Origin of the sequence: Rhizobium sp. NZLR1 (genome assembly GCF_017357385.1) — a bacterium.
In the GTDB taxonomy this organism is placed as follows: Bacteria; Pseudomonadota; Alphaproteobacteria; order Rhizobiales; family Rhizobiaceae; genus Rhizobium.
In genome coordinates, this window is sequence record NZ_CP071634.1 from 227,935 (window position 1) to 240,150 (window position 12,216).

At 61.9% G+C, this 12,216-nt stretch carries 10 protein-coding genes; 5 read left to right on the plus strand and 5 right to left on the minus strand.

Annotation, left to right across the window (positions count from 1 at the left end; all coding sequences use genetic code 11):
- Positions 1 to 17: 17 nt before the first annotated feature.
- From J3O30_RS27700 to J3O30_RS27710, 3 genes are all read right to left on the minus strand, one after another.
- Complete coding sequence (locus tag J3O30_RS27700) at positions 18 to 1,553, minus strand: sugar ABC transporter ATP-binding protein (protein WP_207585608.1); 1,536 nt, start codon at positions 1,551 to 1,553, stop codon at positions 18 to 20.
- A 74-nt stretch (positions 1,554 to 1,627) separates the two neighbouring features.
- The gene (rhaS, locus tag J3O30_RS27705; protein ID WP_207585609.1) at positions 1,628 to 2,623 is read right to left on the minus strand and encodes a rhamnose ABC transporter substrate-binding protein; all 996 of its coding nucleotides are present in this window, start codon (positions 2,621 to 2,623) and stop codon (positions 1,628 to 1,630) included.
- Positions 2,624 to 2,669: 46 nt separating this feature from the next.
- Complete coding sequence (locus J3O30_RS27710) at positions 2,670 to 3,482, minus strand: DeoR/GlpR family DNA-binding transcription regulator (protein ID WP_207585610.1); 813 nt, start codon at positions 3,480 to 3,482, stop codon at positions 2,670 to 2,672.
- 197 nt (positions 3,483 to 3,679) lie between these two features.
- Here J3O30_RS27710 and J3O30_RS27715 point away from each other — a divergent pair, with 197 nt between their 5' ends.
- Positions 3,680 to 5,776, plus strand: coding sequence for a bifunctional rhamnulose-1-phosphate aldolase/short-chain dehydrogenase (locus J3O30_RS27715; RefSeq protein WP_207585611.1), 2,097 nt, complete (start codon positions 3,680 to 3,682; stop codon positions 5,774 to 5,776).
- 194 nt (positions 5,777 to 5,970) lie between these two features.
- On the plus strand, positions 5,971 to 7,266 hold the full coding sequence (gene rhaI, locus J3O30_RS27720) for an L-rhamnose catabolism isomerase (protein WP_207585612.1): 1,296 nt from the start codon (positions 5,971 to 5,973) through the stop codon (positions 7,264 to 7,266).
- A gap of 58 nt (positions 7,267 to 7,324) precedes the next feature.
- On the opposite strand, the gene J3O30_RS27725 is transcribed toward rhaI, so the two are convergent.
- Positions 7,325 to 7,783 carry a carboxymuconolactone decarboxylase family protein gene (locus tag J3O30_RS27725; protein WP_207585613.1) on the minus strand — a complete coding sequence of 153 codons (459 nt, stop codon included), beginning with the start codon at positions 7,781 to 7,783 and terminating at the stop codon, positions 7,325 to 7,327.
- A gap of 127 nt (positions 7,784 to 7,910) precedes the next feature.
- Between J3O30_RS27725 and J3O30_RS27730 the strand changes: the two genes are divergently transcribed.
- Positions 7,911 to 8,780 carry a sigma-70 family RNA polymerase sigma factor gene (locus tag J3O30_RS27730; protein WP_207585614.1) on the plus strand — a complete coding sequence of 290 codons (870 nt, stop codon included), beginning with the start codon at positions 7,911 to 7,913 and terminating at the stop codon, positions 8,778 to 8,780.
- Between the two features lie 171 nt (positions 8,781 to 8,951).
- Complete coding sequence (locus tag J3O30_RS27735; RefSeq protein ID WP_207585627.1) at positions 8,952 to 10,160, plus strand: amidohydrolase/deacetylase family metallohydrolase; 1,209 nt, start codon at positions 8,952 to 8,954, stop codon at positions 10,158 to 10,160.
- A 22-nt stretch (positions 10,161 to 10,182) separates the two neighbouring features.
- Here J3O30_RS27735 and J3O30_RS27740 read toward each other — a convergent pair whose 3' ends face one another.
- Complete coding sequence (locus J3O30_RS27740; RefSeq protein WP_207585615.1) at positions 10,183 to 11,022, minus strand: IclR family transcriptional regulator; 840 nt, start codon at positions 11,020 to 11,022, stop codon at positions 10,183 to 10,185.
- Between the two features lie 182 nt (positions 11,023 to 11,204).
- Here J3O30_RS27740 and J3O30_RS27745 point away from each other — a divergent pair, with 182 nt between their 5' ends.
- Positions 11,205 to 12,062 (plus strand): SDR family oxidoreductase, encoded by an 858-nt coding sequence (locus J3O30_RS27745; protein ID WP_207585616.1) that lies wholly within the window; start codon positions 11,205 to 11,207, stop codon positions 12,060 to 12,062.
- The last annotated feature ends 154 nt before the right edge of the window (positions 12,063 to 12,216 follow it).

Sequence of the window (12,216 nt, forward strand, 5' to 3'; positions counted from 1 at the left end):
CCTTATGCATTGTGGCCTCACGCATTGCCGGTGGCGGCGCGCACCAGCGCTTCCGGCGACAGCTCGGCGCGTTCGAAAATGCCGGCGGCCAGCCCTTCCTTCATCACCAGAACGCGGTCCGACATGCCGATGATCTCCGGCAGTTCCGACGAGACCATGATGATCGACAGGCCTTCGGCAGCGAGTTCGCTGATAAAGCCGTGCACGGCGGCCTTCGAGCCGATGTCGATGCCCTTGGTGGGTTCATCGAGGATGATCACCTTCGGCGACGTCGCCAGCCACTTGCCGATGACCACCTTCTGCTGGTTGCCGCCCGACAGCGTGCCGACAGGCACGGAAAGGGCGGCGGCACGCAGATCCAGCCGCTCGGCATATTTGCGCGCCAGCGCAAATTCTTCTGCCGCTCTGAGGAAGCCGCGGCGTGAGGTGCGGGCGAGCGAAGGCAGCGTCATGTTCTGGAAGATCGGCATCGGCAGCGCCAGCCCGTGGCGGCCGCGCTCCTCCGGCACGTAGACGATGCCGGCCCGGATGGCGTCCTGCGGCGAATGGATGGCGACCTCACGGCCTTCGAGAATCATCGTGCCGGAGAGCGGCCTGGTGATGCCGAACAGCGATTGCGACAGTTCCGAACGGCCGGCGCCGATCAGACCGTATACGCCGAGAATCTCGCCCTTGCGCAGGGTGAAGGAAATGTCGCGGAATTCGGTGCGATGGCTGTAATTGCGGATCTCCAGAACCGGGCCGCCGATAGCGACATCGATCTTCGGAAAGGCGTTCTCGACGTCGCGGCCGACCATCATCCGGACGATCTCGTCCTGCGGCGTTTCCTTGAGCCGGCCCTGGCCGATGGCGCGGCCGTCGCGGAAGACGACGAAATCATCGGCGATTTCGTAAACCTCGTCGAATTTGTGGCTGATGAAGAGGATCGCCTTGCCCTGTTCCTTCAGGCTCCGGACGATGCGGAAGAGATCGTCGATCTCCTTGCGGGAAAGAGCGGCCGTCGGCTCGTCCATGATGACGATGCGGGCCTCGATCGACAGAGCGCGGGCGATCGCCACCAGGTGGCGCTGCGCAATGGAGAGGTCTTTGAGCCGGATCGTCGGGTCGATATTGCTTTCGAGCGCGGTGAGCAGCGCCTTCGAGCGGCTGTTCATCGCCTGCCAGTCGATGGTTCGAAAACGGGTGCTCGGCGCGTGGCCGAGGAAGATGTTTTCGGCAACCGTCAGCTCGTCGAAAAGCACGGTTTCCTGATGGATGGCGGTGACGCCGGCATCGATCGCCGCCTGGGCGCTGGCAAAGGTCACCGGCCGGCCGTCGACCAGGATCTCGCCTTCGTTCGGCCGGTAGATGCCGGTCAGGATCTTGACGAGCGTCGATTTGCCGGCGCCGTTTTCGCCGATCAGCGCCGTCACCGTGCCGGGGTGGAGCGCGATGCTGACATTGTCGAGCGCCTTCACGCCCGGAAAGATCTGGGAGATGCCGCGCATTTCCAGAATGGCGGGCGCATCGCCGGTTTTGCTGTCCGTGGCGGTTTGTTGAAAGGCGGCGTTCATCAGATTTCTACCAGTGTCGAATGGGAAATCCCGGCGGCTTGAAGGCCGCCGGGTTTTTCTGTGTTTGCTCCGGATCAGAAGACCTTGGAGAACTGGTCGATGTTCGAGGCATTGTAGACGAAGGGATCAGCCATGGCGGCTTCGCCGTTGTCGCCGATCTTGATTTTGCCCATGCGGCCGGCAGTGATTTCGCTGCCCGGCTTGCCGTCGGCGTCACCCTTGACGAGGTGATAGGCGATCTGGGCTGCGGAATAGCCGAGGTCGATCGGGTTCCAGATGGCGAATTCCTTGGTGGCGCCCGACTTGATCGCGCCGGCCATTTCGGACGGCAGGCCGAGACCGGTGACGTAGACCTTGCCGACAAGGCCCTTGTCTTCGACGACCTTGGAGGCGGCGAGAACGCCGACTGTCGTCGGAGCGACGATGACCTTGACGTTCGGGTTCGATTTCAGCAGGCCTTCGGCTTCACGATAGGACTTGTCCGAGAGATCGTCGCCATAAACCGTGGTGACGAGGTTGAGGCCCGGGAAATCCTTGAGCTGCTTCTTCATCTGGTCGATCCAGATGTTCTGGTTGGTCGAGGTGGTCGTTGCCGACAGGATGGCGAAGTCACCCCTGCCGCCGTCGAGGTGGTCCTTGACGAGCGTCAGGCACATCTTGCCGATCAGCTCGTTGGACGACGGGTTCAGCTGCAGGATACGGCCTTCCGGCGCGACGCCGGAATCCCAGGAGATGACCTTGATGCCGCGCTGGGCAGCCTTCTTCAGCGCCGGAACGAGCGCATCGGGATCGTTGGCAGAGACGGCGATGGCGTCGACTCCCTGGGCGATCAGCGAGTTGATGACTTCGATCTGGCCTTCGGCCGTCGTCGACGTCGGACCGGTGTAGATGACCTCAACGCCGCCGAGTTCCTTGGCGGCTTCCTGGGCGCCCTTGTTGGCGGCGTCGAAGAAGCCGTTGCCGAGCGACTTCACGACCAGGCCGATCTTGATGTCCTTGGCGCTTGCAGTGCCGGCCATCATGGCGACGGCGAGCGCTACACTGAGCGCAAGTGTCTTTGCGAGTTTCATGTACTTTCCTCCCTTAAAGATTAGACTTCCACACCTCGGCGGCGCCTCATGCGACCGACGAGGAATCCTCCCTCACACCCTGGGCCACCGGGCTGGCGACAACGAGCCGGACGCCGGCATTCTCGACCATGCGAGCTGCCTCGTCCGAAATCGCGTCATCAGTGATGATCACAGAAACGCGGTCGAGCGCGCAGAGAATGAGGCTCGACCGGCGATTGAATTTGCTTGAATCGGCCATGACGACGAGTTCGTCGGCCTGGTGCATCAGCTTCTGCTCACTCTGAATGATGAGCGCATCCGCCTCCATGATGCCAAGCGGGCCGACGCCTTGGGCGCCGATGAACATGCGCCGCGCATAAAAATTGCGGATCGCGTCATTGTCGAAAGGCGACAGGATCAGGCTTTGCTCGCGATAGATCGCGCCGCCCGGCACCGTCACCGTGTTTTTGGAATGCTTCACCAGATGTTCGGCGATCGCGAAAGAATTGGTCATGACCTGCAAGCGATGGCCGGCCATGTAATGCACCATCTGGAAGGTGGTCGTGCCGCCATTGATAATGATGGCGTCGCCGGCTTCGCAGAGTTCGACGGCTGCGCGGGCAATTGCACGTTTTTTATCGATGTTGACTGATTCTGACACCCGGAAGGGCCGGCCGGCAAGATTGCCGAGCTGCGGCGGATGCACAGCCTCCGCACCGCCGCGGACGCGGCGGATCTTGCCCTGAACATGAAGGGCCGCAATGTCGCGCCGGATTGTCGCTTCAGAAGCTTCCGTCAGCTCGGAAATGTCCTGGATCGTCACGACGGACTTTTCCTGAACGGCGCTTAAGATAATGCGGTGGCGTTCGCGTTCATGCATGGGGCTCCTCCTCTGGTCATATTTATTTCGCATCCGTTAATGCCTGTCAATCACAAACGATCATAAATTTTCATATTGCGATGCAGCATAATCGATTATGATCGTTTTCGATTGACAAGCGCACTTTTGATGCGCGATACCGTGAGCGAAAGGGCCCGCTGATCGCGGCGCCTCACGAGCCTATATGGGAGGATGATATGGCGGCGAACGTCCGGCTTCTGGATAACCGGTGGGATGATGCTTATGCGGCAGGCCTCGATGAGCCCGGCAAGCTGCTCTATCGCTCCAACCTGCTCGGCGCCGACAAGCGCATCACCAATTACGGCGGCGGCAACACCTCTGCGAAGGTGATGGAAACCGACCCGCTGACCGGCGGCAAGGCGAAGATTCTCTGGGTCAAGGGTTCGGGCGGCGACGTCGGCACGATCAAGCTCGACGGTTTCGCCACCCTCTACCAGGACAAGCTGGAATCGCTGAAAGGCATCTACAAGGGTGTCGAGGACGAAGACCGCATGGTCGGTTTCTTGCCGCACTGCACCTTCAATCTGAATGGTCGCGCCGCCTCGATCGACACGCCGCTGCACGGTTTCGTACCTTTTACCCATGTCGACCACATGCATCCCGATGCGATCATCGCGATTGCCGCCTCGAAGAATTCCAGAGAATTGACGCAGCAGGTGTTCGGTGACGAGATCGGCTGGCTGCCATGGCGTCGCCCGGGCTTCCAGCTCGGCCTCGACCTTGGCGCTTTCGTCGCCGCCAACCCGAATGCCAAGGGTGTCGTGCTCGAAAGCCACGGCCTGTTCACCTGGGCTGATGATGCCAAGGCCTGCTACGAGCTGACCCTCGATATCATCAACAAGGCGATCGTCTGGTTTGCCGAAAAGACCGAGGGCAAGACGATTTTCGGCGGTGCCGTCGCCCAGAGCCTGGCCGTCTCCGAGCGCCGCGCCATCGCCGCCCGGCTGATGCCGGAAATCCGCGGTCGCATCGGCAAGCAGGAGCGCAAGCTCGGACATTTCGACGATCAGGACGCCGTGCTGGAATTCGTCAATTCCCGGGATCTGCGGCCGCTCGGCGCGCTCGGCACCAGCTGCCCGGATCATTTTCTGCGCACCAAGATCCGCCCGCTGATCGTCGATTTCGACCCTGAAAAGCCGGATGTCGAAGCGATCGTTGCCGGTCTCGACCAGGCGCTGGAGGATTACCGCGCCGATTACGCCCGCTATTATAACGACTGCAAGCATGACAATTCGCCCGCCATGCGCGACGCCAATCCGGTCATCTTTCTCGTTCCCGGCGTCGGCATGCTGTCCTTTGCCCGCGACAAGGCGACGGCCCGCATTGCCAGCGAATTCTACGTCAACGCCATCAACGTCATGCGCGGCGCCTCGACGGTCTCGGAATATCAGGGCCTGCCGGAACAGGAAGCCTTCGATATCGAATACTGGCTGCTCGAAGAGGCCAAGCTGCAGCGCATGCCGAAGCCGAAGAGCCTTGCCGGCCGGGTGGCCTTCGTCACCGGTGGCGCCGGCGGCATCGGCCGGGCGACGGCCGCACGTCTCGTCGGCGAAGGCGCTTGCGTCGTGCTTGCCGATATCGACCAGGCGGCGCTCGAGGGCACCGAAGCCGATTTCGTCAAGAAGTTTGGCGCCGATGCGGTGCGCAGCGTTCGCCTCGACGTCACCAAGGAAGATGCGGTGATCGCCTCCTTCACGGAAGCCTGTGTCGAATTCGGCGGCATCGATATTCTCGTCTCGAATGCCGGCATTGCCTCGTCTGCGCCGATCGAAGCCACCGAGCTTGCGACGTGGAACCGCAATATCGATATTCTCGCGACCGGCTATTTCCTGGTTTCGCGCGAAGCCTTCCGCCTGTTCCGCCGTCAGGCGCTCGGCGGCAACATCGTTTTCGTCGCCTCGAAAAACGGCCTTGCCGCCTCGCCGAATGCGTCTGCCTATTGCGCCGCAAAGGCTGCCGAAATCCATCTCGCCCGTTGCCTGGCGCTGGAGGGTGCGGATGCCGGCATCCGCGTCAACACCGTCAACCCGGATGCGGTGCTGCGTGGTTCGAAGATCTGGAGCGGCGAATGGCGCGAACAGCGCGCCGCCTCCTCCAAGATCGAGGTTGACGATCTCGAGGAACATTACCGCAAGCGTTCGATGCTGAAACTGAACGTGTTTCCGGAGGATATCGCCGAGGCGATCTACTTCCTGGCCTCGGACCTTTCGGCGAAATCGACCGGCAACATTATCAACGTCGATGCCGGCAACGTACAGAGTTTTACGCGGTAAGGCTTGGTCTCTTCTCCCCAGCGGGGAGAAGATGCCGGCAGGCAGATGAGGGGGACGCTGAGCGAAGCGTTGCGTGTTCTGAGCGGGAAGCGAAGAACTATGGGCGTCATGCCGTGTCGCCCCTTATCCGACCCTTCGGGCCACCTTCTCCCCGCTGGGGAGAAGGGGAGCAATTACAAATGTGGGAGGTAGAAATGGCCGAGTTCAGGATCGCGCAGGATCTGGTCGCAACTGATAACGACAAGCGGGCAACCGCACTGAAAGCCGATTACGAGGCGCTGGGTGCGAACCTCGACCGCCGCGGCATCGATATCGAAGCGGTTACCCGCAGGGTGGCGGAATTCTTCGTCGCCGTTCCCTCTTGGGGTGTCGGCACCGGCGGCACGCGCTTTGCCCGCTTTCCCGGCACCGGCGAGCCGCGCGGCATCTTCGACAAGCTCGACGATTGCGCCGTCATCAACCAGCTGACGCAGGCGACTCCGAACGTCTCGCTGCATATTCCCTGGGACAAGGCGGATGTGAGCGAATTGAAGGCCAGGGGCAATGCGCTCGGCCTCGGCTTCGATGCGATGAATTCGAACACCTTTTCCGATGCGCCGGGCCAGGCCCATTCCTACAAATATGGTTCGCTCAGCCATACCGATGCGGCAACGCGGGCGCAGGCGGTCGAGCACAATCTCGAATGCATCGAGATCGGACAGGCGCTTGGCTCCAAGGCACTGACGGTCTGGATCGGCGACGGCTCGAACTTCCCCGGCCAGAGCAATTTCACCAAGGCTTTCGAACGTTACCTCGCCTCGATGGCTGACATTTACAAAGCGCTGCCCGACGATTGGAAGCTGTTCTCCGAGCACAAGATGTATGAGCCGGCCTTCTATTCGACGATCGTCCAGGATTGGGGCACCAATTACCTTATCGCCCAGACGCTCGGCCCGAAGGCCCATTGCCTCGTCGATCTCGGCCACCATGCACCGAACACCAATATCGAGATGATCGTCGCCCGGCTGATCCAGTTCGGCAAGCTCGGCGGCTTCCACTTTAACGATTCCAAATATGGCGATGACGATCTCGATGCCGGCGCGATCGATCCCTACCGGCTGTTCCTCGTCTTCAATGAGCTGGTCGATGCCGAGCAGCGTGGCGTCAACGACTTCAACCCGGCTCATATGATCGATCAGTCACACAATGTCACCGACCCGATCGAGAGCCTGATCAACAGCGCCAACGAAATCCGCCGCGCCTATGCGCAGGCGCTGATCGTCGACCGCAAGGCGCTGTCTGCCTACCAGGACGACAATGATGCGTTGATGGCGTCGGAAACCTTGAAGCGCGCCTATCGCGCCGATGTCGAGCCGATCCTCGCCGAAGCCCGGCGCCGGGCCGGCGGCGCGATCGAACCGATCGCCGCCTATCGCGCCAGCGGCTACCGCAAGAAGGTGGCTGCCGAGCGCCCGGCCTCCGCTGCCGGCGGCGGCGGCGGCATCATCTGAGCTTCTAAACTGAATAGATTTGCCGGCAGTGGGGTGACGCGCTGCCGGCAATTGCTGTTTACGGCTTCCAGGCGCCGGCGATCTGGCGGGTGGCGATGTTCAGCCGGTTCCAGACATTGATATTGGCGATGGCGATGACGAGTGCCGCAAGGCTCCTTCCGTCATAATGCCGGGTCGCCTCGTCCCAGATATCGTCAGGCACCGGGTCGGCGCGGTCGCTGACGCGGGTCACCGCCTCGGTCAGCGAAAGGGCTGCGCGTTCGGCGTCGCTGAAATAGGGCGAGTCGCGCCAGGCGCTGACGGCAAAGAGCCTTTCATCCGTCTCGCCAAGTTTCTTTGCGATGCGAGGATGACCGTCGACGCAGACGCTGCAGCCGTTGATCTGGCTGGCGCGCAGATTGACGAGTTCAAGCAGCCTCAGTGAAAGGCCGGTCTCGGTCGGCACTTTGCTGAGGGCAGCGAGCGCCTGCATGGCCTCGGGCAGGACGAGGGCGGGATTTCCCATTCTCTCTTGCATAACCGGTTTTTCCTGCATGGTATGTCTCCTTGATGCGGTTTACTTTTCGACGATCCGCCGGCGCTGTCACATCGGCCGGGTTTCATTCGTCATGGCCTTGACGGAACGCAGCGGAGGAATGTGACAAATGGGCGAGAAAAACTGGCTGGCCGACGAATTCGAAGCGAACAGGGCGCATCTGAAGGCCGCTGCCTATCGCATGCTTGGCTCGCGCAGCGAGGCGGAAGACGCCGTCCAGGAGGCCTGGCTGCGGCTCAGCCGTACGGATACTACCGATGTCGGTAATCTCGGCGGCTGGCTGACGACGGTGGTGGCGCGAATCTGCCTCGACATGCTGCGCACGCGCAAGACCCGCCGCGAGGAACCGCTGGAGATGCCGGTCCATGCCGCGATCGCCGATCCGGCAAACGATCCGGAGCGCGATGCAGCCCTTGCCGAATCGGTCGGCGTGGCGTTGCTCGTCGTGCTGCAGACGCTGGCGCCCGCCGAACGTGTCGCCTTCGTGCTGCACGACATGTTCGATCTGCCCTTCGACGAGATCGCGCCGATCATCGGCCGCTCGTCTGCCGCTGCCCGTCAGCTTGCAAGCCGCGCCCGCCGCCGGGTGCAAGGGGCAGACGAAGCGCCGGATGTTGATTTCGGCCGCAAGCGGACGATCGCGGAGGCTTTCTTGGCGGCATCGCGCAATGGCGATCTTGAGGCCTTGCTTGCCGTGCTTGCCCCCGATGTCGTCTTCCGGCCGGATGCGACGGCGGCCCGATTCGGCAGCATTGGCGAAATGCGCGGCGCAGCTGGGGTAGCCGAAGCCTTCAAGGGTCGGGCGCAGGCGGCAGAGATTGCCGTTGTCGACGGCGAGCTCGGATTTGTCGTGCAGATCGCCGGCCAGCTCCGCGTCGTCGTGGCGCTGACGATCGCCGACGGCAGGATCACCGCGATCGACGCCATTGCCGATCCGGATCACCTCCAACGGCTTGACTACTCGATCCTTCGGGATTGAAAGTAAACGCTGATTTACCGGATCTTCGCGACTGGCGCGCTTTGGAACGAGCGCGCCATCGACGTTTCCTCAGCGGCGGATCCCGCGTCATTGTCCTTGACAGCGGCGTCCTCAGTCTTATTCTATTATAAAGATTTATATAGCATAACTATGGAATTCAACAATATGACCATGTCCGGCGACCAGCCTCAGAAGCCGCTTCTCCTCACCAATGTCAAACCGATGGCTTTCGGCGCGGGCACAGCCGAGGGGGTGATCGACATTCTCGTCAATGCCGATGGCAGGATCGCCAAAATCGGTCCGTCGCTCGCGGTCTCTGAGGATGTGACGCGCATCGACGGCAAGGGCGCCTTCGTCTCGCCGGGCTGGGTCGACCTTCACGTGCATATCTGGCACGGCGGCACCGACATTTCCATCCGCCCCTCCGAATGCGGCGTCGAGCGCGGCGTCACCACGCTGGTCGACGCCGGTTCGGCCGGTGAGGCGAACTTCCATGGTTTCCGCGAATATATCATCGAGCCCGCGCGTGAGCGCATCAAGGCCTTCCTGAACCTCGGCTCGATCGGCCTCGTCGCCTGCAACCGCGTCGCCGAACTCAGGGATATAAGAGATATCGATCTCGACCGCATCCTCGAAGTCTATGCCGAAAACAGCGAGCACATCGTCGGCATCAAGGTGCGCGCGAGCCATGTCATCACCGGCTCCTGGGGCGTCACCCCCGTCAAGCTCGGCAAGAAGATCGCCAAGATCCTGAAAGTGCCGATGATGGTGCATGTCGGCGAGCCGCCGGCGCTCTATGACGAAGTGCTGGAGATTCTCGGCCCCGGCGACGTCGTCACCCATTGCTTCAACGGCAAGGCCGGCTCGAGCATTATGGAGGACGAGGATCTCTTCAATCTCGCCGAGCGCTGCGCCTCCGAGGGTATCCGCCTCGACATCGGCCATGGCGGCGCCTCCTTCTCCTTCAAGGTGGCGGAAGCGGCGATCGCGCGCGGGCTTCTGCCGTTCTCGATCTCGACCGACCTGCACGGCCATTCGATGAATTTCCCGGTCTGGGACCTGGCGACGACGATGTCGAAGCTGCTCAGCGTCGGCATGCCCTTCGACAAGGTGGTGGAGGCCGTCACCCACGCGCCGGCATCGGTCATCAAGCTGTCGATGGAAAACCGGCTTTCGGTTGGCGCGCAGGCCGAATTCACCATATTCGACCTCGTCGATTCCGACCTTGAGGCGACGGATTCCAACGGCGATGTCTCCGTCCTCAACAAGCTGTTCGAGCCGCGGTATGCGGTGATTGGCGCCGATGCCTTTACCGCCAGCCGCTATGTGCCGCGGGCACGCAAGCTCGTGCGCCACAGCCACGGTTACTCCTACCGGTAGGATCCGCCGATGAGCGAAGCGCTCAGCGGTTGCGCCAGCCCATCAGCTTTTCGATCCGCTCCGCCGAACTGCGCACATGCGTGGTATAGTGATTTTCGTCGGAAAAGGCCTTCTGTTCCGGCAGCACGATGGAAATGGTGGCGACGCATTGGCCGTCGCGGTCGCAGATCGGCGAGGCGATGCAGGCAACCGCATAATCCGATTCTCCCGCCTGGATCGACAGGCGCGCCTCGAAGGCCTTGCCGGCGGCTTCCGACAGGGTGCTCGGATCGATCTCGGCGCGGCCGGTCGGTGACGAGCGGGCGCAGCGCTTGAATAGCTCGATGCGCTCCTCCTCCGGCAGGTGGCCGGTGAGCAGGCGGCCAGACGCCGTCCAGTTCAGCGGCACGCGGGTACCGACGCGGGACGCCACCTGGAAATGGCTCGGGCCGTCGGCCATGGCAAGCACCAGCATATAGTCGCCGTCGCGGCCGCAGACCTGCACGGTTTCGCCGGCCTGGCGACAGAGATCGTGCATCTCGTGGGTGGCGATGCTCATGAAATCCAGCGAGCGGGCATAGGCGAGGCCGTAATGATAGAGCCGGGCGCCGAGCCAGATCGAGCCGTCCGCCTGGCGCGTCAGCATGTTCTTCTCGACCAGATCGTCGACGATGACGTAAACGGTCGACAGCGGCGCTTTCACCGCCTTGGCGATCGCATAGACGCCGGCAGGCGAGCCGGTCTCATAAAGATGATCGATTACTTGGAGCGCACGATCGATGCCGCTGACGCGGGCGCGCCGCGCACCCTTGCTGGCGACGTCGTCGGCATGGGCCTCGTCTTCGGTGTAAACTGCGGGTGATGTCTTTCCGTCCAATTCCATGCACCTCGTTAAAACTGCTATTCTGTTACATTACTATGGCATAGCGGTCGCTGTGGCAAATCGCAAAATTTTGTAGGTTGATCGTGTGGGCGGATGTCACAGCGGGGGGTCGTCTGGACCTCCGCCATAAACTTGGAACAACAAGCCGCAGCCTGAGTTTGATCCCGAACCAGGAGATCATCATGACGAATTATCCAACACCGCCTTTCCCATCCCAGAAGCAGCCGATGCCGGGTTTCACCGCACAGATGGACCCCGTTCCCGACCACGGCGAAAAAAGCTATCGCGGGTCCGAGCGGCTGAAGGGCAAGCGGGCGATCATCACCGGCGGCGATAGCGGTATCGGCCGGGCGGTGGCGATCGCCTATGCCCGGGAAGGCGCCGACCTTTTGATCTCCTATCTCGATGAGGACGAGGACGCCGACGAGACCAAACGGCTGGTCGAGCAGGCCGGGCGCAAGGCTTTGCTCGTCAGTGGCGACATTCAGGATCCCGCCCACTGCCGGCAGATCGTCGAAACGGCGGTTAAGGAGCTTGGTGGGATCGACATTCTGGTCAACAATGCGGCGCATCAGGCGAGCTTCAAGAGTATCGACGAGATCAGCGATGAGGAGTGGGAACTGACCTTCAGGGTCAATATCCATGCGATGTTCTACCTGACCAAGGCGGCCGTTCCCCATATGAAGCCCGGCAGTTCCATCATCAACACCGCGTCGATCAATTCGGACAGCCCGAACCCGACCCTGCTTGCATATGCGACGACCAAGGGCGCGATCCAGAATTTCACGGCCGGGCTCGCCCAGCTTCTGGCGGAGAAAGGCATTCGCGCCAATGCGGTGGCGCCGGGCCCAATCTGGACGCCGCTCATTCCGTCGACCCTGCCAGAGGAAAGCGTCAGCAGTTTCGGCAAGCAGGTGCCGATGAAACGGCCCGGCCAGCCGGCCGAACTGGCGACGACCTATGTGATGCTGGCCGATCCCTTGTCGAGCTATGTCTCCGGCGCGACAATCGCGGTCACCGGCGGCAAACCAATTCTCTAGGACGGAACCCCGATCCGCCATCTGCATCGCTTACGCTGCGGAATCATTGGCCGGGAGCGCCAGCCCGTCCGAGTTCGGTTCCACCTTCGGTAGGATTTGCGGATAAACTCTCCGGCCCGCAGGGTGCCCTGTCGCTCAAAAACTTGTCGAGGCA

Bases quoted from the DNA above. Each gene is read 5' to 3' on its own strand.
- J3O30_RS27715 (WP_207585611.1), top strand. From the start codon at position 3,680: ATGGCGGCGAACGTCCGGCTTCTGGATAACCGGTGGGATGATGCTTAT.
- rhaS (WP_207585609.1), bottom strand. From the start codon at position 2,623: ATGAAACTCGCAAAGACACTTGCGCTCAGTGTAGCGCTCGCCGTCGCC.
- J3O30_RS27725 (WP_207585613.1), bottom strand. From the start codon at position 7,783: ATGCAAGAGAGAATGGGAAATCCCGCCCTCGTCCTGCCCGAGGCCATG.
- J3O30_RS27730 (WP_207585614.1), top strand. From the start codon at position 7,911: ATGGGCGAGAAAAACTGGCTGGCCGACGAATTCGAAGCGAACAGGGCG.
- J3O30_RS27710 (WP_207585610.1), bottom strand. From the start codon at position 3,482: ATGCATGAACGCGAACGCCACCGCATTATCTTAAGCGCCGTTCAGGAA.
- rhaI (WP_207585612.1), top strand. From the start codon at position 5,971: ATGGCCGAGTTCAGGATCGCGCAGGATCTGGTCGCAACTGATAACGAC.
- J3O30_RS27735 (WP_207585627.1), top strand. From the start codon at position 8,952: ATGTCCGGCGACCAGCCTCAGAAGCCGCTTCTCCTCACCAATGTCAAA.
- J3O30_RS27740 (WP_207585615.1), bottom strand. From the start codon at position 11,022: ATGGAATTGGACGGAAAGACATCACCCGCAGTTTACACCGAAGACGAG.
- J3O30_RS27700 (WP_207585608.1), bottom strand. From the start codon at position 1,553: ATGAACGCCGCCTTTCAACAAACCGCCACGGACAGCAAAACCGGCGAT.
- J3O30_RS27745 (WP_207585616.1), top strand. From the start codon at position 11,205: ATGACGAATTATCCAACACCGCCTTTCCCATCCCAGAAGCAGCCGATG.